This window comes from Streptomyces sp. DSM 42067 (assembly GCF_055792885.1).
The window spans coordinates 734,352-756,842 of sequence record NZ_CM147706.1 but is presented as its reverse complement, the minus strand read 5'-3'; the positions used below and the strand labels follow the sequence as shown (position 1 = coordinate 756,842).

Annotated in this window: 19 protein-coding genes; 16 read left to right on the top strand and 3 right to left on the bottom strand. The window is 68.4% G+C overall.

Going from position 1 to position 22,491, the window contains the following annotated elements; all coding sequences use genetic code 11:
- Positions 1-259 precede the first annotated feature (259 nt).
- Positions 260-2,179 carry a molecular chaperone DnaK gene (gene dnaK, locus ACSMXV_RS03770; protein ID WP_473176272.1) on the top strand — a complete coding sequence of 640 codons (1,920 nt, stop codon included), beginning with the start codon at positions 260-262 and terminating at the stop codon, positions 2,177-2,179.
- Complete coding sequence (gene grpE / locus ACSMXV_RS03765; protein WP_473176271.1) at positions 2,176-2,901, top strand: nucleotide exchange factor GrpE; 726 nt, start codon at positions 2,176-2,178, stop codon at positions 2,899-2,901. Before dnaK ends, grpE begins: the two co-directional genes overlap by 4 nt.
- 83 nt (positions 2,902-2,984) lie before the next feature.
- Here grpE and ACSMXV_RS03760 read toward each other — a convergent pair whose 3' ends face one another.
- The gene (locus tag ACSMXV_RS03760) at positions 2,985-3,611 is read right to left on the bottom strand and encodes an ArsR/SmtB family transcription factor (RefSeq protein WP_473176270.1); all 627 of its coding nucleotides are present in this window, start codon (positions 3,609-3,611) and stop codon (positions 2,985-2,987) included.
- Between the two features lie 479 nt (positions 3,612-4,090).
- On the opposite strand from ACSMXV_RS03760, the gene ACSMXV_RS03755 reads away from it, so the two are divergent.
- On the top strand, positions 4,091-4,489 hold the full coding sequence (locus ACSMXV_RS03755; RefSeq protein ID WP_473176269.1) for a hypothetical protein: 399 nt from the start codon (positions 4,091-4,093) through the stop codon (positions 4,487-4,489).
- 673 nt (positions 4,490-5,162) lie between these two features.
- A complete protein-coding gene (locus ACSMXV_RS03750; RefSeq protein ID WP_473176268.1) occupies positions 5,163-6,536 on the top strand; it encodes a glycoside hydrolase family 10 protein in 1,374 nt (457 codons plus the stop codon).
- Positions 6,537-6,653: 117 nt separating this feature from the next.
- Here the strand turns inward: ACSMXV_RS03750 and ACSMXV_RS03745 are convergent, their stop codons facing one another.
- Positions 6,654-7,685, bottom strand: a complete 1,032-nt coding sequence (locus ACSMXV_RS03745; protein ID WP_473176267.1) for a LacI family DNA-binding transcriptional regulator — start codon at positions 7,683-7,685, stop codon at positions 6,654-6,656.
- A gap of 140 nt (positions 7,686-7,825) precedes the next feature.
- Here ACSMXV_RS03745 and ACSMXV_RS03740 point away from each other — a divergent pair, with 140 nt between their 5' ends.
- From ACSMXV_RS03740 to ACSMXV_RS03720, 5 genes are all read left to right on the top strand, one after another.
- A complete protein-coding gene (locus ACSMXV_RS03740) occupies positions 7,826-9,133 on the top strand; it encodes an ABC transporter substrate-binding protein (protein ID WP_473176266.1) in 1,308 nt (435 codons plus the stop codon).
- Between the two features lie 14 nt (positions 9,134-9,147).
- Positions 9,148-10,080, top strand: a complete 933-nt coding sequence (locus ACSMXV_RS03735) for a carbohydrate ABC transporter permease (RefSeq protein ID WP_473176265.1) — start codon at positions 9,148-9,150, stop codon at positions 10,078-10,080.
- Entirely contained in the window at positions 10,080-10,898 is an 819-nt protein-coding gene (locus ACSMXV_RS03730) for a carbohydrate ABC transporter permease (protein ID WP_473176264.1), read from the top strand. Before ACSMXV_RS03735 ends, ACSMXV_RS03730 begins: the two co-directional genes overlap by 1 nt.
- Before the next feature lie 8 nt (positions 10,899-10,906).
- Positions 10,907-13,276: a beta-xylosidase/alpha-l-arabinosidase gene (locus ACSMXV_RS03725; protein ID WP_473176263.1), complete on the top strand. Its 2,370-nt coding sequence runs from the start codon at positions 10,907-10,909 to the stop codon at positions 13,274-13,276.
- A gap of 270 nt (positions 13,277-13,546) precedes the next feature.
- Positions 13,547-14,926 carry a glycoside hydrolase family 10 protein gene (locus ACSMXV_RS03720; protein WP_473176262.1) on the top strand — a complete coding sequence of 460 codons (1,380 nt, stop codon included), beginning with the start codon at positions 13,547-13,549 and terminating at the stop codon, positions 14,924-14,926.
- Between the two features lie 135 nt (positions 14,927-15,061).
- Here ACSMXV_RS03720 and ACSMXV_RS03715 read toward each other — a convergent pair whose 3' ends face one another.
- Entirely contained in the window at positions 15,062-16,690 is a 1,629-nt protein-coding gene (locus tag ACSMXV_RS03715) for an FAD-dependent oxidoreductase (RefSeq protein ID WP_473176261.1), read from the bottom strand.
- Positions 16,691-17,117: 427 nt separating this feature from the next.
- Between ACSMXV_RS03715 and ACSMXV_RS03710 the strand changes: the two genes are divergently transcribed.
- From ACSMXV_RS03710 to ACSMXV_RS03680, 7 genes are all read left to right on the top strand, one after another.
- Positions 17,118-18,248, top strand: coding sequence for a SchA/CurD-like domain-containing protein (locus tag ACSMXV_RS03710; RefSeq protein ID WP_473176260.1), 1,131 nt, complete (start codon positions 17,118-17,120; stop codon positions 18,246-18,248).
- 73 nt (positions 18,249-18,321) lie between these two features.
- Positions 18,322-18,765: a cupin domain-containing protein gene (locus ACSMXV_RS03705; protein ID WP_181656944.1), complete on the top strand. Its 444-nt coding sequence runs from the start codon at positions 18,322-18,324 to the stop codon at positions 18,763-18,765.
- On the top strand, positions 18,762-20,030 hold the full coding sequence (locus tag ACSMXV_RS03700) for a beta-ketoacyl-[acyl-carrier-protein] synthase family protein (protein WP_473176259.1): 1,269 nt from the start codon (positions 18,762-18,764) through the stop codon (positions 20,028-20,030). The genes ACSMXV_RS03705 and ACSMXV_RS03700 overlap by 4 nt, the downstream gene beginning before the upstream one ends.
- Positions 20,027-21,277 carry a ketosynthase chain-length factor gene (locus ACSMXV_RS03695; protein WP_473176258.1) on the top strand — a complete coding sequence of 417 codons (1,251 nt, stop codon included), beginning with the start codon at positions 20,027-20,029 and terminating at the stop codon, positions 21,275-21,277. Before ACSMXV_RS03700 ends, ACSMXV_RS03695 begins: the two co-directional genes overlap by 4 nt.
- A gap of 15 nt (positions 21,278-21,292) precedes the next feature.
- A complete protein-coding gene (locus tag ACSMXV_RS03690) occupies positions 21,293-21,550 on the top strand; it encodes an acyl carrier protein (protein ID WP_067284952.1) in 258 nt (85 codons plus the stop codon).
- A 1-nt stretch (position 21,551) separates the two neighbouring features.
- Positions 21,552-22,034, top strand: coding sequence for an SRPBCC family protein (locus ACSMXV_RS03685; RefSeq protein ID WP_181656947.1), 483 nt, complete (start codon positions 21,552-21,554; stop codon positions 22,032-22,034).
- 80 nt (positions 22,035-22,114) lie between these two features.
- Positions 22,115-22,450, top strand: a complete 336-nt coding sequence (locus ACSMXV_RS03680) for a TcmI family type II polyketide cyclase (RefSeq protein ID WP_258563956.1) — start codon at positions 22,115-22,117, stop codon at positions 22,448-22,450.
- The last annotated feature ends 41 nt before the right edge of the window (positions 22,451-22,491 follow it).

The window sequence follows — 22,491 nt, the reverse complement described above, 5'->3', positions numbered from 1 at the left end:
CCGGGCCCAGCCACCGCCCGCAAAGGACGACAGCGTTCACATGGGCATGTGCCACACCGGGTACCCCGTGCGCCGGCCGTACACGTGCCCCGAATGCGCGCGCCGGCAGCGCAGGCCCAGGCCGCCGCGGTACGCCCGCCTCTTCCAGCGCGCCCCACACAGATCTCGCTAAGGATTCTTGACTTAAGGGGACTCAAGGTTTACCACGGTGTTGAAGAGGGTCTACGTGCCGCAGGTGAGCGGAGGAGGGAGAGCTGACATGGCACGGGCAGTCGGTATTGACCTCGGTACGACGAACTCCGTGGTGAGCGTGCTGGAGGGTGGAGAGCCCACCGTCATCACCAACACCGAGGGCGCCAGAACCACGCCTTCGGTGGTGGGCTTCGCCAAGGGCGGCGACGTGCTGGTGGGCGAGATCGCCAAGCGCCAGGCGGTCACGAACGTGGAGCGCACCGCCCGGTCGGTGAAGCGCCACATGGGTGACGCGCAGTGGCGCTTCCCGGAGACCGGTGACATCGACGGCAAGAGGTACACCGCTCAGGAGATCTCGGCCCGGGTGCTGCAGAAGCTCAAGCGGGACGCGGAGGCGTACCTCGGCGAGGACGTGACGGACGCGGTCATCACCGTGCCCGCGTACTTCAACGACGCCCAGCGCACCGCCACCAAGGAGGCGGGCGAGATCGCCGGGCTGAAGGTGCTGCGGATCATCAACGAGCCGACCGCTGCCGCGCTGGCGTATGGGCTGGACAAGGAGAACGACCAGACGATCCTGGTCTTCGACCTGGGCGGCGGCACCTTCGACGTGTCACTGCTCGAGATCGGTGAGGGCGTGGTCGAGGTCAAGGCCACCAACGGCGACACGCACCTCGGTGGTGACGACTGGGACCAGCGGATCCTCGAACACCTGGCCAAGCAGTTCAAGAACAACTACGGCGTCGACCTGTTCAAGGACAAGATGGCCGTCCAGCGGCTCCGGGAGGCCGCCGAGAAGGCGAAGATCGAGCTGTCCGCGGCCACCGAGACCACCGTCAACCTGCCCTACATCAGCGCCTCGGCTGAGGGCCCGCTCCACCTGGACGAGAAGCTCACGCGCGCCCAGTTCCAGCAGCTGACCGCCGATCTGCTGGAGCGCTGCAAGACCCCGTTCCACAACGCGGTCAAGGACGCCGGGATCAAGCTCTCGGACATCAATCACGTGATCCTCGTGGGCGGTTCGACCCGGATGCCGGCGGTGACGGAGCTGGTAAGGGAACTGACCGGCAAGGATCCGCACAAGGGCGTCAACCCGGACGAGGTCGTGGCCGTCGGTGCCGCGCTGCAGGCCGGTGTGCTCAAGGGCGAGGTCAAGGACGTCCTGCTGCTGGACGTGACCCCGCTGTCGCTCGGTATCGAGACCAAGGGCGGCATCATGACCAGGCTCATCGAGCGGAACACGACCATCCCGACCAAGCGGTCGGAGATCTTCACCACGGCCGAGGACAACCAGCCGTCCGTGCAGATCCAGGTGTTCCAGGGCGAGCGGGAGATCGCGGCGTACAACAAGAAGCTCGGCATGTTCGAGCTGACCGGTCTGCCGCCGGCGCCCCGCGGAATTCCGCAGATCGAGGTCGCCTTCGACATCGACGCCAACGGCATCATGCATGTGTCGGCCAAGGATCTGGGTACTGGCAGGGAGCAGAAGATGACCGTCACCGGTGGCTCCGCGCTGCCCAAGGACGACATCGACCGCATGGTCCGGGAGGCGGAGCAGCACGCCGAGGAGGACCGCCGCAGGCGTGAGGCCGCCGAGACCCGCAACCAGGCCGAACAGCTCGTCTACCAGACCGAGCGGCTGATCCGGGACAACCCGGGCAAGATCCCGGACGACGTCAAGGCCGAGACCGAGACCGCGCTGGCCGAACTGAAGGAGAAGCTCAAGGGCGAGTCCGCCGCAGGTGACGATACAGCCGCGATCCGCACGGCCACCGAGAAGGCGGCGGCGGCCGCGCAGAAGATCGGCAGCGCCATGTACGCCCAGGCCCAGGCGGCCCAGGCCCAGGCGGCCCAGGCCCAGGCCCAGGCCCAGGCGTCCGAGGCCCAGGGCGGGGCCCAGAGCACAGGGGCGACGGGCACGGAGGAAGACGTCGTCGACGCCGAGATCGTCGATGACGAGCAGCATTCGAAGGGAGGCACGGGATGAACCAGCCGCACGATCACCAGTCCAAGGACCGGCTGGTGCTCGTCCGGGACAAGCGGCGCATCGATCCGGTCACCCTTCAGCCCCGGTACGGGGGCGCCGACGGCAAATCCGCCGAACTGGCGCCCCCCGGCGGCCCCGGCCGCAACGGCGGGGTCTCAGAGCGCCCTGCCCAGAGCCGAGCCGCCGGCCCTGCGCAGCCGCAGCCGGATGGGCGGACGGAGGCGAAGGAGCAGCCGAAAGGGACCGAGCAGGGGGAGCGGACGGAAACCGAGGTGCTGCGTGCAGAGCTCCAGGAGCGCACCGCGGATCTTCAGCGACTGAAGGCCGAGTACGACAACTACCGCAAGCGCGTGCAGCGCGACCGCCTGGCCGTACGCGAGATCGCCGTGGCCAACGTGCTCGCCGGGCTCCTGCCCGTACTCGACGCGGTCCAGCACGCCGACGAGGCCGGCGAAGTGACGGGCGGCTTCCGGCAGGTCACCGATGCGCTTCAGCGCCAACTGGCGGCGCTGGGCCTCGAGTCCTTCGGTCGTGCGGGGGAGCTCTTCGACCCTGCCCTGCACGAGGCCGTCGCCTACGACCCCTCGGACCGGGTGGACCGGCCCACCTGTGCCGCCGTCCACCGCCCGGGCTACCGTGTCGGCGGTCACCTGTTGCGCCCTGCTGAGGTCACCGTGACCGAACCACCGCCCCTCCCATCCGTACCGACAACTGACGGATAGTCAGGAAGCGCCCGTGCGCCCGATGGCATACGTCGGTGTTGGGCGACCTGACGCCCGCACAGGTCCTCCAAGTCGCTGATGCCTCACGGGGACTGACGCGCGTCGGCGTCAGACCCCGGTCCGGGTGGAGACAACCGCTGCCGGTCGCTGTCGTCGGGTGTCGGGAACGCGTTGAACAGCACGGTGATATGCCGACTGCCGGGTGATGCCTGATCGGGTTCGCGATGCCAGCGAGTGAAAAACGCGATGTACTCGTCCGTGAACCGGGCCAGTTCTTCGGCGGTCAGCGTCGTGCCGCCCAGCGAGTGCAGGGCGGCGGCGCCGAACTCGCCGAACGCGTCGGGGGTGGTCAGGAAGGCGGCAAGGTCGTGTTCCGCGCGCTCCCAGCACTGGTGCCCGATCTCCTGGGCCGTGGTTTCGGCCTCGGCGTCCGCCGCGTGGTGGGGGAGCCGGACATCCTCGGGCACGGCACGCCAGTACTTACGGCGACCGGTCGATCGGGCCGTGTCCTCCTGGATGAAGCCGAACCGGGCGAGTTGGCGCAGGTGATAGCTGGTGGCACCGCGGTCCGCGCCGAACTCGGCGGCCAGATCGGCGGAGGTGGCCGGGCCGCTGCGCTGCAGCCGGGCGAGCATCCGCTGCCGGAGGGGGTGGGCCAGTCCCTTGAGCGCCTTGGCGTCCGAGACTTCACGCCGCTGAGTCTCGTGCATGACGAGAAGGTATCAATGCAAAGAAATCTTCTCAATCAGCCCACAACAGGGATAAATCTGACGTGGAATCGTCCGTCGCGTTGGCATCCCTTTTGTGCTGGTTCCTGCATTAGTTGACGTTTTGCCGGTTATCTGCCTAGCGTGAGGACACGAGGGATTCGCAGGGCTTGATTTGAAGGCCGTACGAAGCCTCAAAGGCCGGTCGGCATCGTGACCGAGTTGCCGCGGTCCGGTCGGAGGGGTGGCGTCGCGGAAGCTCGGCCTGCCGCAACACGTCGGCGAGCCGCGAGGGTCCGGTTTGAATCACGCCCAGTAGCCGCACATCAGGTGGCGTGGAAGTCGCCTGCACGCTGGGCGGGAAGCCGGAGAGGGCCGCGAGCGCGTCCCACGTGTCAGGTCCCTGTGGAGGGCCGGATGCGAGCTGGACCTGGATGTTCCGGGATCAGCGACAATCCATTTCTCCCTGAGAGGCAAGCATCATGAGTGCAATCCTGTCCAGGTTCGGGCGCCTGGCTGCCGCGCTGTTCGCCGCGGTCGCCCTGGCGTTCACCGGCGCCGGCGTCGCCAGCGCCGTTGACTCGGATTCGCATCGAGACTCGGGTTACTCCGACCGCGACGACGACAACGACCACGACAAGTGGGGCGGCTACTGGAGCAACTACGACGACGATGACGACAACGGCTACGGTGACGGCCGCTACGGCGGTCATGATGGTGGCTACGGCGGCAATGACGGTGGCGGCCACGGCGGCGGCCATGACGGCGGCGGTAACGGCGGCGGCCACGGCGGTGGCGGCGGTCACGGCGGCGGTGGCGGCGGCGGCCACGGCGGCGGTGGCGGCGGCGGCCACGGCGGCGGTGGCGGCGGCGGCCACTAAGGGCACCGCGACCCACTAAGGGCACCGTGACGGGTCCCGGGCTCTCTGAGCCGGGGCCCGTCACTATGCCCGGGCGCAGTCACATGACCACGCAAGGGAGACTGCCTGAGGGCTGCCTGTCCCTGCCCGTCAGTCTCAGCCGCTCCTGGGCGTGACACCGTTCGCATCCATCCGAATGGACCCAGATTTCGAAACATTTCGTAGATGACTGCAGGCCTGGGTGTGGCATAGATGGGGGCGAAGCCGTCGCTTCGACGGCCGTTATTGTGAATCGGCGTCACGCGCGACGCCCATCGCGTCGTATGCGGAGAGATGTTTCGGTGACTCTGCGTCGATTGTTTCGCGGAATTGCCGTAACTCTCCGCTCGACGATGTGTGGCGAGTACGGGCCCGCAAGCCACTCCTCCTCTGGATAGGCCACGTTTTTGCTGGTCAAAGCGGCGATGCGCTAGACAGGCAGACGCGTTTCCGGCGTCGAAATCTTTCTGAAACTTGGCGTTGACGTTGCAGGGAGTGGCTGCCACACTCGCCAGCGTTCGTTCCACCTCTCGCCACGCGGCTCGCGCGTCACGGGTGCGTCATGCCCCGGATGCGCGGCTCCGCGCATGGCGCCATTCCGCAATGCCCGGGCGGCCTGCCCCGTCCGTCCGGCACTCGAAAAGAAGAGGTTGACATGATCATTGCAACCCACCGCGAACCGGGCCGCCCGCCACGGCGGTCGCGTGCCCGAAAGGCGGTCGCCCTGGGGGTGGCGGGTCTCCTCGCCGCCGCCGGCGTCGTCACCCTGTCGGGCAGCGCCGCCGCCGCGAGCACGCTCGGCGCCGCGGCGGCCGAGAAGGGCCGGTACTTCGGCACCGCTGTCGCCGCCAGTCACCTGGGAGAGTCGCAGTACGTCTCCACGCTGAACACCGAGTTCAACTCCGTCACACCGGAGAACGAGATGAAGTGGGACGCCCTGGAGGCGACCCGGAACTCGTTCACCTACACCTCGGCCGACCGGATCGTCAGCCACGCCCAGAGCAGAGGAATGAAGGTCCGCGGTCACACCCTGGTGTGGCACTCCCAGCTGCCCAGCTGGGTGAGCAGCCTCGGCGCCACCGACCTGCGTTCGGCGATGAACAACCACATCACCCAGGTGATGACGCACTACAAGGGCAAGATCCACTCCTGGGACGTGGTCAACGAGGCGTTCCAGGACGGCAGCAGCGGTGCCCGGCGAAGCTCGCCCTTCCAGGACAAGCTCGGCAACGGCTTCATCGAGGAGGCGTTCCGTACCGCCCGCGCCGCCGACCCCAGCGCCAAGCTCTGCTACAACGACTACAACACCGACGGCGTGAACGCGAAGAGCAATGCCGTCTACAACATGGTCAAGGACTTCAAGGCGCGCGGCGTTCCGATCGACTGCGTCGGCTTCCAGTCGCACTTCAACAGCTCGTCCCCGGTGCCGTCCGACTACCAGGCGAACCTGCAGCGCTTCGCCGACCTCGGCGTGGACGTGCAGATCACCGAGTTGGACATCGAGGGCTCCGGGACGGCGCAGGCGAACAGCTACAGCAGCGTGGTCAAGGCCTGCCTGGCCGTCTCGCGCTGCACCGGCATCACCGTATGGGGTGTGACGGACAAGTACTCCTGGCGTGCCAGCGGGACACCGCTGCTCTTCGACAGCAACTACGTCAAGAAGCCCGCCTACACCGCCGTCCTCACCGCGCTCGGCGGCTCAAGCTCAGGCGGTGGCAGCGGCGCCACCTGCACTGCCACCTACAGCAAGGCCGAAGAGTGGGGCGACCGCTTCAACGGCAAGGTGACGATCACCGCGGGCAGTTCCGCGATCACCAACTGGACCGTGACCGTCACCGTGGCCTCGCCGCAGAAGATCTCCACGACGTGGAACGGCACTCCCACGTGGGACAGCAGCGGCAACGTGATGACGATGAAGCCGAACGGCAACGGCAGCCTGGCAGCCGGTGCATCGACGAGCTTCGGGTTCACCGTCATGACGAACGGCAACACGTCGGCACCCGTCATCGGTGCGTGCACCGCCTCCTGACGAACGTCATCCGATGAACGCGCGGCGCGGTGGTCCTTGATCACCGCGCCCGCTTCGTCGTCGCCCACGTTTGCGGTAGGCGTCGGGCCCGTCTCGAGACCGACGGTCGGCGCGGACTTACGAGCGCGGGGGAGGGGCCGTACTCTTCCTGACGACCAGGCTGGTGGCCAGCTCCAGGCGCGTGACGGCGGGTTCTCCGGCCCTGAGTCGCAGCAGCATCTGTGCCGCCTCCTCGGCCATCTTCTGCAGTGGCTGGTGCACGGTCGTCAGCGCCGGGCTGGTCCATTGGGCGAGCGGGACGTCGTCGTAACCGACGACCGACAGATCATGCGGAATGCGCAGTCCGTTGACGCGCGCCGCCTCGAGTACGCCGAGAGCCTGCAGGTCACTGCCCGCAAAGATGGCGGTGGGCCGGTCCGGCCGCTGCAACAGCTCCATCGCCCGGGAGTAGCCGCCCTCGACATGGAAGTCGCCGAAGCGGACGAGGTCCGGGTCGATCTCCAGTCCGGCCATGCTCATGGCGGAACGGAAGCCGTCGAGCCGGGCAAGCGAGCACATCATGTCCTCGGGACCGGTGATGACCCCGATGCGCCGATGCCCGTTCTCGATCAGATGACGGGTCGCGGCCAGTCCGCCGGACCAGTTGGCCGAGCCCACGGAGGGCACGTCGGGTTCCGGGTCGCCGGCCGGGTCGACTATGACGAACGGGATGGCCCGTGACCGCAGTTGCTGCTTGAACTCCAGCGGCAGGGACGAGAACACCAGGATCACCCCGAGCGGGCGGCGCCGCAGGACCTTCTCGATCCAGTCGGGGGTCGGCGCGTGCCGGGTGCCGCTCTCGGTGAGCACCACGCTCGCGTCGTTCGCCACGGCGACGTTCTCCACCCCCCGGATCAGCTCCATGGCCCAGATGCTGTCGAGCTCGTGGAAGACGATCTCGATGAGCGGTGCCTCACCGGCGGACTTCGGAGTCCGCCGATAGCCGTGGGCCTCCAGCAGGCGCTCGACCTTGACCCTCGTCGGCGGCGACACGTCCTGGCGGCCGTTGAGGACCTTCGAAACTGTCGAAATGGAGACCTCCGCCTTTTCGGCGATCTGGGCGAGGGTGACGCGCCCCGTCTCGTCGTCATCACGCATGAGCGGCAGCATACGGCAGTCCCGACACGACAGGCCGGTAACGCTTTGGTAACCCGATGACGGAGGGTTGACCCTCCTGGAGTCGAGGCCTAGCGTCACACCGCGCACAACATATTTCGGTGTTGGGCTCGATACTTTTCGGAGGGGCTTCGATGAAGAAGCGGGCATGGTTTCCACGTGCCGTAGCCGCCGGTGCAGCACTCGCCCTCGGGCTTTCGCTGTCGGCGTGCGGCTCGGGCGACTCGTCCGGGGGCGGGGACGACGGAAAGATCCACGTCCTGGTCTACGGTGACTCCGCCAACAAGGTGGAGAAGCAGATCGTCGCGGAATTCAACAAGACCTCGAAGGTCAAGGCGGTGCTGGACACCATCCCCGGTGCCAACTACCAGCAGAAGCTGCAGACGATCATCAACACGGACCAGGCCCCCGACGTCTTCTTCAACTGGGGCGGCGGCAGCATCAAGCCGTTCGTCGACGCGGGCCTGCTTCTGCCGCTCGACGACTTCATCGCCAAGGACCCGGGCCTGAAGTCCAACTTCCTGCCGTCGGTGTTCGACGCGGCCGTGATCGACGGCAAGTCCTACGGCGTGCCCATGCGTGGCACCCAGCCGGTCGTGCTGTTCAACAACGGGAACGTACTCAAGGACGCGGGTGTCGAGCCGCCCAAGACCTGGGACGAGCTGCTGGACGTGGTCAAGACCCTGAAGGACAAGGGTGTGACGACGCCCATCGCCCTCGGCGGTGGCGACAAGTGGCCGACTCTGATGTGGTTCGAGTACGTCTACGACCGCGTCGCGGGCCCCGAGCTCTTCGAGAAGGCGCTGGGCGGCGACAAGGAGGCCTGGGCCAGCGCCGACAGCAAGAAGGCGCTGTCGATGCTCAAGGAGCTCGTCGACACCGGCGCGTTCGGCAAGAACTTCGACTCGGTCAAGTACACCGACCAAGGCTCCGTGACGCTGCTGGCAAAGGGCAAGGCCGCGTTCGAGCTGATGGGCTCGTGGGAGTACTCCCAGCACCAGACCGACAACCCCGAGTTCGCCAAGGACGGCCTCGGGTACACGACCTTCCCCACCATCGAGGGCGGCAAGGGTGACCCGGCCAACGTCGTCGGCAACACCAACAACTTCTACTCGGTGATGAAGAAGACGAAGCACCCGGAGGCCGTCGCCGACTTCCTGAAGCTCATGTACTCGGACAAGTTCGTGAAGGCGCAGCTGGGCATCGGCAACCTGCCCACGACCACCAACACCGAGAAGTTCCTGGACACCTCCGCCAGCCCGGAGTACTCGAAGTTCCAGTACGACCTGGTCAAGGCGGCTCCGTCGTTCCAGCTGTCGTGGGACCAGGCGTACCCGCAGTCCGCGGCCGATGCCATGCACACCGCCATCCAGCAGTTCTTCAACGGACAGCTCGACGCGGACGGCTTCATCAAGGCCATGCAGGCCCTGCCGACATCGTGAGCCGGACTTCCGAGATGACCACCATCACCACCGTGAAAACCGTGGAAAGGCGGCGGCCCGCGGGCCGGTCCGCCGCCAGGGTGGGCCGCCCGGGCATCGCCTGGGCGGCCCCCGCCGCCGTGTTCTTCGTCCTGTTCGCCATCGTCCCGCTCGTGCTCGTCGCGGTGCTGTCCTTCATGAGCTGGAACGGAATCGGATCACCGCAGTTTGTCGGCTCCGACAACTGGACCAAGCTCTTCGACGACCCAGTCCTGGTCAAGAGCCTCTGGCTGAGCGTGCTGATCACCGTACTCGGCGTGGTGGTCCAGACACCGCTCAGCATCGTCCTGGGAGTCTGGGCAGCCGGCCAGCAGCGCAACCGTGCGGTCCTGTCGGCGATCTTCTTCGTCCCGCTGCTGCTGTCCGCGACGGCCGTGTCCGTTCTGTGGCGTGCCCTCCTGGACCCGAACTTCGGAGTCCCCGCACAAGCAAAGTGGCTGTTCGGCGACGGCAACCTGCTCGGCGTGCAGAGCGGCGCCATCGGGGTGCTGGTCTTCGTGGGCGCCTGGCAGTTCGTGCCGTTCCACACCCTGATCTACCAGGGCGCGGCCCGGGCGATCCCGAAGGTGCTCTACCAGGCCGCGGAGATCGACGGCGCCGGCAGGTTCCGGCAGTTCTTCCACATCACCCTGCCGCAGCTGCGCAACACCATGATCACTTCGGGCATCATCATGGTGGTCGGCGGCCTGACGACCTTCGACACCATCCTGATCCTCACTCAGGGCGGCCCCGGCACCGACACCACCATCAGCGCCTACTACATGTACCAAACGGCCTTCAAGCGCTTCGACTACGGCGCCGGCTCGGCCGTCGCCCTCGTCCTGGTGATCGTGGCGACCATCATCTCGCTCGTCATGGTGCGCCTCTCGGGCTACGACAAGATGCGCAGCACGATGGAGGGCGTGTGATGAAGCGTCGTCCCAACTACCTCGCCGGCTTCGGATCGCTGGTCTGGCTGTTCCTGGTGGCCCTGCCGCTGTACGTCCTGCTGGCTGCCACGCTGCAGAGCCGCAGCGACTACTCCGACAACGGTCCGCTGAGCTTTCCCGACAGCTTCACGCTGGACAACTACACCAACGTCTTCGACACCGGCTTCGGACAGTACTTCCTCAACACGCTGATCGTCACCGTGAGCGTGGTCGCCATCGTCCTGCTGCTGGTGCCGCCGCTGGCGTTCGCCATCGTCAGGAGCCGCGGCCGGATGACCACGGGGGTCTTCCGGCTCTTCCTGCTCGGACTGGCGATCCCCGCGCAGGCCGTCATCGTGCCGATGTTCTATGTCATCAGCCAGGCCGGGCTGTACGACAACCTCATCGGCGTCATCCTGCCGACCGCGGCGTTCGCGCTGCCGATGTGCGCGCTGATCCTCACCGGGGTGATGCGTGACATCACCCCGGATCTGTACGAGGCCATGGCCATGGACGGCGCGCCGACCTGGCGGGTGTTCTTCCAGCTGGTGCTTCCGCTGTCCAAGGGCGGCATCTCGACCATCACGGTCTTCTCCGCCCTCCAGGCATGGAACGGCTTCCTGTTCCCGCTGGTGCTGACCCAGTCGGAGTCGACCAAGGTCATCACCCTGGGCCTTTTCAACTTCCAGACGCAGTACGGGATGAACATCCCCGGACTGCTGGCGGCCGTGGTCGTATCCACCCTGCCTGTCCTGCTCGTCTACCTGTTCGCCCGGCGCACCCTGGTCCAGGGGCTCATGGGCGTCGGAGGAAAGTGATCGACAACGTGTCCGTAGAGACAGATTCCGCAACTCCCCTGTGGAGCGACGCCTCCCTCGACGCCGAGACCCGAGCCGACGCGCTCATCGCCGCGATGACCCTTCCGGAGAAGATCGCGCAGCTGTACGGCGTCTGGGTCGGAGCCTCCGACGAGGGCGGGGAGGTCGCGCCGCACCAGCACGACATGGAGGAACCGGTCGACCTCGACGCCCTCCTGCCGCACGGACTCGGTCAGCTGACCCGGCCGTTCGGCACGGCTCCGGTCGATCCCGCCCTGGGAGCGCTCTCCCTGCTGCGGACCCAGCGACGCATCGCCGAGGCGAACCGCTTCGGCATTCCGGCCCTCGCCCATGAGGAGTGCCTCGCGGGCTTCGCCACCTGGGGCGCCACCGCCTATCCCGTACCACTGTCCTGGGGCGCCACCTTCAACCCGGCACTCGTCCGGCGCATGGCGGAGGCCATCGGACGGGACATGCGCTCGGTGGGCGTGCACCAGGGGCTCGCCCCCGTCCTCGACGTCGTACGCGACGCCCGGTGGGGCCGCGTCGAGGAGACGATCGGCGAGGACCCCTACCTGGTGGGAACGGTCGCCACCGCCTATATCCAGGGCCTGGAGTCCGCCGGCGTCGTCGCCACGCTCAAGCACTTCGTCGGCTACTCGGCCTCCCGGGCCGGCCGCAATCTGGCGCCGGTGAGCATGGGCGCCCGGGAGCGGGCCGACGTCATGCTCCCGCCGTTCGAGATGGCGGTGCGGGAGAGCGGCGTCCGGTCGGTCATGGCCTCGTACACCGACACCGACGGGGTGCCGTCCCACGCCGACGAGCAGCTGCTGACCGGACTGCTGCGGGACACCTGGGGCTTCGCCGGGACGGTCGTGGCCGACTACTTCGGCATCGCCTTCCTCAAGGCCCTGCACGGCGTGGCCGGCAGCTGGGGCGAGGCGGCCGGCGCCGCCCTCGCCGCCGGCGTGGATGTGGAGCTGCCCAACGTCAAGACCTTCGGACAGTCGCTGCGCGACGCGGTCACCGCGGGTCAGGTGCCGGAGGCTCTGGTGGACCGCGCCCTTCGGCGTGTACTGATCCAGAAGGCCGAGCTGGGACTGCTCGACCCCGACTGGAACCCGGTGCCCGAGGCGCTGGCCGACGCCGACCTGACGGACCCGGAGGCGCTGCGCGGATCGGTGGACCTGGACACGGCCGCCAACCGCGCCATCGCCCGGGAGATCGCGGAGCAGGCCGTCGTCCTCCTCCGCAACGACGGCACCCTGCCCCTGGCGAGCCCGGCCAGGATCGCCCTTATCGGCCCCACCGCCGACACCCCGAACTCTGTCCTGGGCTGCTATTCCTTCCCCGCGCACGTCGGCGTCCACCACCCCGAGGTGCCGGCCGGCATCGAGCTTCCGACGCTTCGCGAGTCGCTTCTGGCCGAGTTCCCCGGCAGCGAGATCGTCACGGCGCCCGGCGCGAGCGTCGACTCCACGGACACCAGTGGCTTCGCCGTGGCCGCCGAACTGGCGCGTGGCGCCGACGTCGTCGTGCTCGCGCTCGGTGACCGGGCCGGGCTGTTCGGCCGTGGCACCAGCGGCGAGGGCTGCGACGCGGAGTCCCTGGTGCTGCCCGGCGTACAGCAGCAGCTGCTCGACACGCTCCTCGACACCGGTACGCCGGTGGTCGTGACGCTCCTCTCCGGGCGGCCCTACGCGCTCGGCCGCGCCGTCGACGAATCCGCCGCCATCGTCCAGTCCTTCTTCCCCGGCGAGGAGGGCACCGCGGCCATCGCCGGTGTGCTCACCGGACGGGTCACCCCGTCCGGCAGGCTCCCCGTCAGCATCCCGCGCCGACCCGGAGTCCAGCCGTCCACCTACCTGGCGGCCCCGCTGGGCCAGATCAGCGATGTGTCCAACACCGACCCCACGCCGGCCTTCGGGTTCGGGCACGGCCTGACGTACACCACCTTCGAGTGGTCGGACCTGACCGTGGACGATGTGCAGGCCGCGACGGACGCCGAGGTGCGGCTCGCCCTCACGGTCCGCAACACCGGTGACCGCGAGGCCACCGAGGTCGTGCAGCTCTATCTGCACGACCCCGTCGCCTCGGTCGTGCAGCCCGTCCAGCGCCTGATCGGATATGTACGGGTGCCTCTCGCGGCCGGAGAGGCGAGCCGCGTCCAAGTCACCGTGCCCGCGGACCTCGCGTCGTTCACCGGCCGCGGCGGGCGGCGGATCGTCGAGCCGGGTGAGCTGGAACTGCGGCTCAGCGCCTCCAGCGCCGAGCCGCGGCTGACGGCCAGGGTGACCCTCACCGGACCGGTACGGCAGGTGGACCACACCCGCCGTCTGCACGCGACGTTCAGCGTCTCACCGCACCAGGACCGCTGAAGAAACCACAGGACGCCGGTGAACTCGCAGGCCACCGGCCGTTGGCGTCAAGCCCATGCCCCGCATGGCGTCAGCGGCCGGGGCCCGCGCGTCGGCTGAACCGCAGGCGACCGGCCGTTGGGTCCAGGCAGCACTGCCACTGCAGTCAATTCCCCCACTTGCGTTGACCGTTCGCTCATACGCCTCTAGCGTTCCGGACGCACTCTCGAAACTTTGCAGAAGCCTTCCGGAAGCCGGAAGTCACGTGAAGCCATCAGGAGAGGGAAATCCATGAAGCTCCAGTGCTTACGAAGAGCCGCGTTCGGGGTTTCGGCCGCCGCCCTGCTGCTGATCGGAGGAGCTACCTCCGGTCACGCGGCCGAGGCCCCCGTGCTGCGGGACCTCGCCGCCGCCAAGGGCATCTACTACGGAACCGCGGTCACCGCGTCCAAGCTCAACGGCACCTACGCGAGTGTCGCCGCCGAGCAGTTCGACTCGATCACTCCCGGCAACGAGATGAAATGGGGCTCGGTCGAGCCGACCCGCGGCAGCTACAACTGGTCCGGCGCCGACAGCGTCGTGAACTTCGCCGAGGCCAACAACCAGAAGGTCCGCGGACACACCCTGGTCTGGCACAGCCAGCTGCCCAGCTGGGTCGAGAACGGCACCTGGACGGCGGACAGCCTCCGCACGGTCATGACCGACCACATCGCCACCGAAGCCGGCCGCTACAAGGGCCGCATCGACCACTGGGACGTGGTCAACGAGCCGTTCAACGAGGACGGCACCCGCCGCCAGTCGGTCTTCCAGACCGCGATCGGCGACTCGTACATCGCCGACGCGTTCAGGGCCGCCCGCGCCGCCGACCCCGACGCCAAGCTGTACATCAACGACTACAACGTCGAGGGCATCAACGCGAAGAGCACCGCGATGTACAACCTCGTCAAGTCGCTGAAGGAACAGGGCGTCCCGATCGACGGCGTCGGTCTGCAGGCCCACCTCATCCTCGGCCAGGTCCCGTCCAGCCTCCAGGCCAACATCCAGCGCTTCGCCGACCTCGGCGTCGACGTCGTGATCACCGAGCTCGACATCCGGATGACGGTTCCCCCGACCGAGGCCCAGCTCGCGCAGCAGAAGGCCGACTACAAGGCGGTCACCAGCGCCTGCGTCGCCGTCTCACGCTGCAAGGGCATCACCGTCTGGGGCTTCACCGACTCCGACTCCTGGATCCCCGACTTCTTCGACGGATACGGCGCGGCCACCCCGTACGACGAGAACTTCCAGCCCAAGCCCGCCTATCACGGCATCGCGGAGGCCCTCGGCTGGACCGGTGACACCACGCCGACCCCGACGGGCAGCTGCGCGGTCGCGTACACCGTGCAGAACCAGTGGAACACCGGCTTCACCGCCCAGGTGACCATCAAGAACACCGGGACGACCACCGTGAACGGCTGGCAGCTGGCGTGGAGCTGGCCGTCGGGACAGGGCGTCACCCAGGCATGGAACGCCACCGTCAGCCAGTCCGGCACCGCGGTCACGGCGACCGACGCCTCGTACAACGCGTCCATCGCGCCGGGCTCGACGGTGACCTTCGGCTTCAACGGATCGCTCTCGGGCGCCAACACCGCGCCGGCCGCGTTCAAGCTGAACGGGACGGACTGCACCGTCTAGACACGGCTCTGTCCCGAGGCCCGCACGCACGGCCTCGGGACAGAAGCAGCCGAAGCCGCCCGCCGCCTCCCGTGCCGACATCAACCCCGGGAGGCGGCGTGGCCGACGCCGCGCCGGCCTTGTGGAAGGCCTACGTCAGGCCAGGTCCAGCAACGACGCCATGATCTCGTACAGCGTCGCCTCCGGGTCGGCGACAGCGCCCTCCGAACGCCACGCCACGTAGCCGTCGGGGCGGACCAGCACCGCGCCCTGTTCCGTCGTACCGTGCAGCGCGGCCCAGTCGCCGCCCTTCTCGGGGGCGAGATCAGCATCCGGTCCGCTGCCGATCCGGAAGGAGTCGAGGGGCACGGACAACCGCTCGGCGACCCGCCTCGCCGCCATGTGCCACGTACTCGCGGCGCCGCAGAGCAGCACGCAGGAACGCTCGTAGAGATCGAGGGTGGACGTGCGAACGCCGGACCTGAGCAGCCACATGTGCGGAGCGCGGCTGCCCGGCTCGCCCGTCAGCTGCATGGTGTCCGGCACCACGGGCTGCGCGGGGTCGGCGCCGATGACGGCGCCGCGGGGGTAGCGGTAGCCCAGAGCCACCTTGAGCACACCGCCCTGCTGTCCGCCGCCCGCGCCGGGGGCGGGGGCATAGCCGGGGTGGCTGTGCTCCACGGAGCGGGCCGAGGCGCGCGCGCTGGTCACCTGGGCGACCGGCAGGCGCTCCGTCTCATAGGTCGCCAGCAGTCCGGGCCCCGCCCAGCCGTTCAGTACGGCGGCGAGTTTCCAGGCGAGGTTGTGGGCGTCCTGGATGCCCGTGTTGGACCCGAAGGCTCCGGTCGGCGACATCTCGTGGGCGGAGTCCCCGGCCAGGAAGACCCGGCCCGACGCATAGGACTCGGCGACGCGCTCCGCCGCGTGCCACGGGGCCCTGCCGGTGATCTCCACGTCGATGTCCGGCACGCCGACGGCCTTGCGGATCTGGTCGATGCACCGCTCGTCGGTGAAGTCCTCCAGCGTCTCGCCCCGCCCCGGCTGCCACGGCGCGTGGAACACCCACTTCTCCACGTTGTCCACCGGCAGCAGCGCCCCGTCCGCCTCCGGGGTTGTCAGGTAGCAGGCGATGAAGCGCCGGTCGCCCACCACGTCGGCGAGCATCTTGGAGTTGAAGGTGATGCTGACGTTGTGGAACAGCTCGCCGGGCCCCGTCTGGCCGATGCCCAGCCGTTCCCGGACCGGACTGCGCGGCCCGTCTGCGGCGACGAGGTACTCCGCGTACACGGTGGTGTGCTCGCCGGTGTCACGATTCTTCACGACCGCGGTGACCCCGTCGGCGTCCTGCTCGAAGGACAGCATCTCCGCGGAGAAGCGGATGTCGCCCCCGAGTTCACGAGCGCACTGCAGCAGCACCGGCTCCAGGTCGTTCTGACTGCACAGACACCATCCGCTCGGGCTGAACCGGGCGAGCCCGCCACCCGGGTCCATCTCCTTGAACAGCCACTCGCCTTCCTCGGCGAGTGACGGTGTCTGCAGGATGCCGTGGTTGTCCGCGAGGATCGACGCGGCCTCCCGGATCCGCTGCTCCGCACCGGCCACCCGGAACAGCTCCATCGTGCGTACGTTGTTGCCGCGCCCACGCGGATGCATCGATGTGGCCGAGTGCTTCTCGACCACCATGTGCTCGATGCCCAGTCGGCCCAGGAACAGCGAGGCGGACAACCCCACCAGGGAGCCGCCCACGATGAGGACCGGTACGCGGTGGTCGACTTCTTCGTTCATCAATGCCTCCAGCTGGGGTCCCCCCACGTTCGGGGATGAAGGTTCCATGCCCTGACGGGGCTTGGGGGGACGGCTTCGTCCGCCCCATTCACCCGGCTGGTTCAGCCGGTTCGCCGCTCGCGTCCCCCGGGTGGTTCAGCCGGGCCCCTCACGGGCTTCCCCCAGGTGGTTCAGCCGGTTCCTCAGGCGCTTCCCCCGGGCGGTTGAGCCCGGTGTGTCACCCGCTTCGCCGGAGCTGTCACCCACGTGGTTCACGCAACTCGCGCGCCTTCCGGGACCGACCAATGATCGGTTCCGTGCTGATCGTCGCCCTCGCTCTCGGGGGACGACCCTCGGAATCCGCGGGACAGCAACCCGGATTCCAAGCGGCCTGACGTCGCATCAGGAGATGTGGCGTCCTTGCTGTCTCGAAGGAGATGTGTGCTGGATGACGATGACAATCTCGGAACGCGTGTCGCAGTCCGCGTTCGACGGCTCCAGACTTCGGGTCGTCCTGCTGCTGGACCTCTACGAAGGTGCCCAGAAGGAGTTCCTGGAGGCATACGAGCGCCTGCGCAACCATGTGGCCTCGGTGCCCGGGCACATCAGCGACCAGTTGTGCCAGTCCATCGAGAACCCCTCGCAGTGGCTCATCACCAGCGAGTGGGAGAGCGCCCTGCCCTTCCTGGCCTGGGTGAACAGCGAAGAGCACGTGGAGACGGTGCAGCCCATGCACAGCTGCGTCCGTGACACGCGCTCGATGCGCTTCAGCATTCTGCGGGAGACCGGCAATGTCGCCGGGCCCCTGCCCGAGTCAGCCAAGGGACATCTGCAGGTCTCGCCACGGCTGGGCGACGGCGTGGTGCGCCATGCCCTCACCTTCACCGTGAAGCCGGGCAGCGAGCCGGTCGTCCGCGAGATCATGTCCGGCTACACCGCGCCGAACCCACACGTGGACGACACCACCATGTTGCGCCGCACCTCTGTCTATATGCACGGAAACCGGCTGGTCCGGGCCATCGAGGTGGAGGGCGACCTGATGACCGCGCTGCGCTACGTGGCGCGCCAGCCCGAGGTCACGGCGATCGAGGAGGCCATCAACCCCTACCTCGAGCAGGACCGGGACCTCAGCAACCCCGGATCCGCCCGGCTCTTCTTCACACGGGCCGCGCTGCCGTCGGTGCACCATGTGTCGTTCGGCGGTCCGGTCCCCGAGGACGTGCAGCGGCACGCGCTCCTCTACCCCGCCAAGGAGGGATGCGGTCTGCCCCTGGCACAGCTGCTCGCCCGCCAGGACGAGGCGGCCGCGGACGACCCCACCAGCCCCATTCACAGCAGCACCGTCTTCCAGCGCGACGACATCGTCGTCCGGCTGGTCGATGTGCGGGGCCCCATCGATGCCGATCCCGCCGCGGCCCTCGGTCTCAAGGGCGACCGCAAGGCAGCCGTCCTGGCGCGTCTGCTCGACGGCGATGCCCTCGGCGTGGACGGCGCGTCGGCGGACGAACAGGACATCCTGCGCTTCCTCCAACGCTCCGACATGCAACTGATCACCGACCGCCGCGCATCGGACTCCTGACCCGGACCGCCTCGGCCGTGTCACAGCCGGACGCGCGTACGCCGTCGGCACCCGTCATATGGAGGAAGCAAACATGACCATGCACCGCCCACGCATCGTGGACCTCAGCGAGACTCAGCCCAACACCAAGCGCGGAGGTGATCTGCGCGCCATGCTCACGCCCATGGCGGTGGGCGCCAAGAGCGGTTTCATGGGCCTGGCCATCGTCCAGCCCGGCGACCGCATCGGTGAGCACTACCACCCGTACTCGGAGGAATTCGTGTACGTCGTGTGCGGTGCGCTCGAAGTGGACCTCGATGGGGAGACGCATCCGATCAAGCCCGATCAGGCTCTGCTCATCCCCCCTTATATGCGGCACCGGTTCCGCAACGTGGGGGACGAGGAGGCCCGTCTGGTGTTCCATCTGGGCCCGCTGGCACCGCGCCCCGCGCTCGGGCATGTCGACACAGAGGAAACCGACGCCACGGAAGGAGCCGGACAGGCCAGGACGCCTCAGCGAACCGAGGCCCTGTCATGACCAGGCGCGTGGCGGTCACCGGTGTCGGCATCGTTGCCCCGGGCGGCGTCGGCGTACCGGCGTTCTGGGACCTCCTCGCGGGCGGACGTACCGCGACGCGGGGCATCACGCTCTTCAACCCGGAGGGGCTCCGCTCGCGCATCGCCGCCGAGTGCGACTTCGACCCGGCGGCACACGGAATCGACGTGGCGACGGCACAGCGCGCCGACCGCTACGTCCAGTTCGCCATGGTCGCCGCCCGAGAGGCGGTCCGGGACGCGGGTCTCGCCCCCGAGCAGGAGAACCCCTGGCGCATGGGCGTGTCCCTGGGCACCGCGGTCGGTGGCACCACGCGCCTCGAACACGACTATGTCGCGGTGAGCGAGAAGGGCCGGAGGTGGGATGTCGACCACCGCGCGGCCGGCCCTCATCTGCACCGGGCGTTCTCGCCCAGCGCGCTCGCCTCCGAGGTGGCCGAGATGTTCGGCGCCCACGGACCCGTACAGACGGTCTCCACGGGCTGCACCTCCGGCCTCGACGCGATCGGCTACGCCTTCCACGCCATCGAGGACGGCCGGATGGACGTCGCCATCGCCGGAGCCTCCGACTCGCCGATCACGCCCATCACCATGGCGTGCTTCGACGCGATCAAGGCGACGTCCACGAACAACGACGACCCGGAGCACGCATCGCGGCCGTTCGACGCCCACCGCGACGGGTTCGTCATGGGCGAAGGGGGAGCCGTACTGGTGCTGGAGGAGCTCGAACACGCCCGCGCCCGCGGCGCGCACGTGTACTGCGAGATCAGCGGCTACGCCACCTACGGCAACGCCTACCACATGACCGGTCTCACCCGGGAGGGCCTGGAAATGGCCCACGCGATCGACGACGCGCTCGACCACGCCCGTATCGACGGCTCACTGATCGACTACGTCAACGCGCACGGCTCGGGCACCCAGCAGAACGACCGGCACGAGACGGCCGCGGTGAAACGCTCCCTGGGCGCGCACGCCTACGAAGCGCCGATGAGTTCGATCAAGTCCATGGTGGGCCACTCGCTGGGCGCCATCGGGGCGATCGAGGTCGTCGCGTGCGTGCTCGCCCTCGTCCACCAAGTGGTGCCTCCGACGGCGAACTACGAGACACCCGACCCCGAATGCGACCTCGACTATGTGCCGCGCACCGCGCGCCCGCTCAAGCTCCGCAACGTGCTGTCGGTCGGCAGCGGGTTCGGCGGCTTCCAGTCCGCGGTGGTTCTGACCCGACCCGAAGGGGGCACACGATGAGCTCCAAGCCCGCACGACGGTCCGTCATCACCGGCATCGGCGTCGTCGCACCCAATGGAACGACCACCGAGACCTTCTGGAAGTCCACTCAGGCCGGCACCAGTGTCCTGGACAAGGTGACCCGCGAGGGCTGCGAGAACCTGCCGCTCCGCATCGCGGGCGAGGTCCGCGGATTCGAGCCGGCAGATCTGATCGAGGAGACCTTCCTCGTCCAGACCGACCGGTTCAGCCACTTCGCGATGGCCGCGGCCGACATGGCTCGGGAGGACGCCAGGCTCGGCCGCGCCGACACCGTCGACGACCCGTTCGCGGTGGGCGTGGTCACCGCGGCCGGGTCCGGCGGTGGCGAGTTCGGCCAGCGCGAACTGCAGAAACTGTGGGGACAGGGTTCCCGCTTCGTCGGCCCGTACCAGTCCATCGCATGGTTCTACGCCGCCAGCACCGGCCAGATCTCCATCCGGGGCGGCTTCAAGGGACCGTGTGGAGTAGTCGCCAGCGACGAGGCCGGTGGTCTCGACGCGCTGGCGCACGCCGCCGGAGCCATCCGGCGTGGCACCGACGCCGTCGTGGTCGGTGCCGCGGAGGCTCCGCTGGCCCCCTATTCGGTCGTCTGCCAACTCGGCTACGAAGAGCTGAGCACGAGCGACGACCCCGCGCGCGCATACCGTCCCTTCACCACCGGCGCCAGCGGGTTCGTGCCCGCCGAGGGCGGCGCCATGCTCGTGGTGGAGGAGGAGGCGGCGGCCCGGGACAGGGACGTCCGGGCGCGCGCGGTCATCGCCGGTCACGCCGCGACCTTCACGGGCGCCTCCCGCTGGGAGCAGTCCCGGGAGGGGCTCGCCCAGGCGATCCGCGGCGCACTCCAGGAGGCGCAGTGCGCCCCCGAGGAGATCGACGTCGTGTTCGCGGACGCGCTCGGCGTACCGGAGGCGGATCGCGCGGAGGCGCTGGCGATCGCCGACGTACTGGGCTCGAGCGCCACCCGCGTGCCGGTGACGGCGCCCAAGACCGGAATCGGCCGTGCTTACTGCGGTGCGCCCGTGCTGGACACGGCGACCGCCGTACTCGCCATGGAACACGGCCTCGTCCCGCCCACCCCGAACGTGTTCGACGTCTGCCATGACCTCGATCTGGTGACCTCCCGTGCCCGGCCCGCCGAGCTGCGTACGGCGCTGGTCCTCAGCCGGGGACTCATGGGGTCGAACGCGGCGCTCGTGCTCCGGCACGGCACCGATGCCCTCTCGTGAGAAGGAGAAATCCTCATGAACAGCGAACTGACCGTCCAGGAGCTCACGGCTCTGATGAAGAAGGCCGCCGGCGTCACCGTCGACGCCAAGGACATGGAGCGCCGGCTCGACACCGGCTTCTCGGAGATCGGGCTTGACTCGCTCGGTCTGCTCGGCATCGTCGGCGAGCTGGAGAACAGCCACGGCCGCGCGCTGCCCACCGACGCGGAGCGGTGCAAGACACCGAGGGAGTTCCTCAACCTCGTCAACAGCAGCCTGATGGCGGGAGCCTGACGTGTCGGGACACACCGAGAACGAGATCACGATCGCCGCTCCCCTGGACCTCGTCTGGGACATGACCAACGACATCGAGAACTGGCCGCAGCTCTTCAGCGAGTACGCGTCCGTCGATGTCCTCGAGCGGGAGGGCGACAAGACGACCTTCCGGCTGACCATGCACCCGGACGAGAACGGCAAGGTCTGGAGCTGGGTCTCCGAGCGGGTGGCTGACCGGAACGCGCTGAAGGTCAGGGCCCGCCGGGTCGAGACCGGTCCCTTCGAGTACATGAACATCGAGTGGGTGTACTCGGAGACCTCCGACGGAGTCCGGATGCACTGGACGCAGGACTTCGCGATGAAGCCCGAGGCCCCGGTGGACGACGCGTGGATGACCGACAACATCAACCGCAACTCGGTCGTCCAGATGCAGCTCATCCGGGACAAGATCGAGCAGCGCGCGGCCCAGGCGCGTCCGACCGCCTCCGTCACCACCGACTGACCACATAGTCGCCAGTCGCCCTGCGGACCGCCTTCCGGGCGGTCCGCGCGGCTTGGCGCCACCGAAAGGAAGGAAGCCCCTTGACGCACCAAGCCCTGATCGTGGCCCGGATGGCACCGGGCGCGGCCCCCGACATCGCCAAGGTGTTCGCGGACTCCGACAGCGGCGAGCTGCCGCACCTGGTCGGGGTCACGCGCCGCACCCTCTGGCAGTTCGGTGACGTGTATATGCACCTGGTGGAGGCGGACCGGCCGCCCGGCCCGGCGATCGCCAAGGTGGCGGGTCACCCTGCCTTCCGGGACATCAGCGACCGGCTCTCCGCGTATGTGAGCGCGTACGACCCGGAGACGTGGCGCAGTCCGAAGGACGCGATGGCCCAGCAGTTCTACCTCTGGGAACGGGACGGCTCGGCCTGACGGCTCGTACCCGCACGGAAGACACCGTCGCCGGCTCCGCG

Bases quoted from the DNA above. Each gene is read 5' to 3' on its own strand.
- dnaK (WP_473176272.1), top strand. From the start codon at position 260: ATGGCACGGGCAGTCGGTATTGACCTCGGTACGACGAACTCCGTGGTG.
- ACSMXV_RS03720 (WP_473176262.1), top strand. From the start codon at position 13,547: ATGAAGCTCCAGTGCTTACGAAGAGCCGCGTTCGGGGTTTCGGCCGCC.
- ACSMXV_RS03735 (WP_473176265.1), top strand. From the start codon at position 9,148: ATGACCACCATCACCACCGTGAAAACCGTGGAAAGGCGGCGGCCCGCG.
- ACSMXV_RS03760 (WP_473176270.1), bottom strand. From the start codon at position 3,611: ATGCACGAGACTCAGCGGCGTGAAGTCTCGGACGCCAAGGCGCTCAAG.
- ACSMXV_RS03740 (WP_473176266.1), top strand. From the start codon at position 7,826: ATGAAGAAGCGGGCATGGTTTCCACGTGCCGTAGCCGCCGGTGCAGCA.
- ACSMXV_RS03690 (WP_067284952.1), top strand. From the start codon at position 21,293: ATGAACAGCGAACTGACCGTCCAGGAGCTCACGGCTCTGATGAAGAAG.
- ACSMXV_RS03750 (WP_473176268.1), top strand. From the start codon at position 5,163: ATGATCATTGCAACCCACCGCGAACCGGGCCGCCCGCCACGGCGGTCG.
- ACSMXV_RS03710 (WP_473176260.1), top strand. From the start codon at position 17,118: ATGACGATGACAATCTCGGAACGCGTGTCGCAGTCCGCGTTCGACGGC.
- ACSMXV_RS03745 (WP_473176267.1), bottom strand. From the start codon at position 7,685: ATGCTGCCGCTCATGCGTGATGACGACGAGACGGGGCGCGTCACCCTC.
- ACSMXV_RS03730 (WP_473176264.1), top strand. From the start codon at position 10,080: ATGAAGCGTCGTCCCAACTACCTCGCCGGCTTCGGATCGCTGGTCTGG.
- grpE (WP_473176271.1), top strand. From the start codon at position 2,176: ATGAACCAGCCGCACGATCACCAGTCCAAGGACCGGCTGGTGCTCGTC.
- ACSMXV_RS03705 (WP_181656944.1), top strand. From the start codon at position 18,322: ATGACCATGCACCGCCCACGCATCGTGGACCTCAGCGAGACTCAGCCC.
- ACSMXV_RS03700 (WP_473176259.1), top strand. From the start codon at position 18,762: ATGACCAGGCGCGTGGCGGTCACCGGTGTCGGCATCGTTGCCCCGGGC.
- ACSMXV_RS03715 (WP_473176261.1), bottom strand. From the start codon at position 16,690: ATGAACGAAGAAGTCGACCACCGCGTACCGGTCCTCATCGTGGGCGGC.
- ACSMXV_RS03755 (WP_473176269.1), top strand. From the start codon at position 4,091: ATGAGTGCAATCCTGTCCAGGTTCGGGCGCCTGGCTGCCGCGCTGTTC.
- ACSMXV_RS03695 (WP_473176258.1), top strand. From the start codon at position 20,027: ATGAGCTCCAAGCCCGCACGACGGTCCGTCATCACCGGCATCGGCGTC.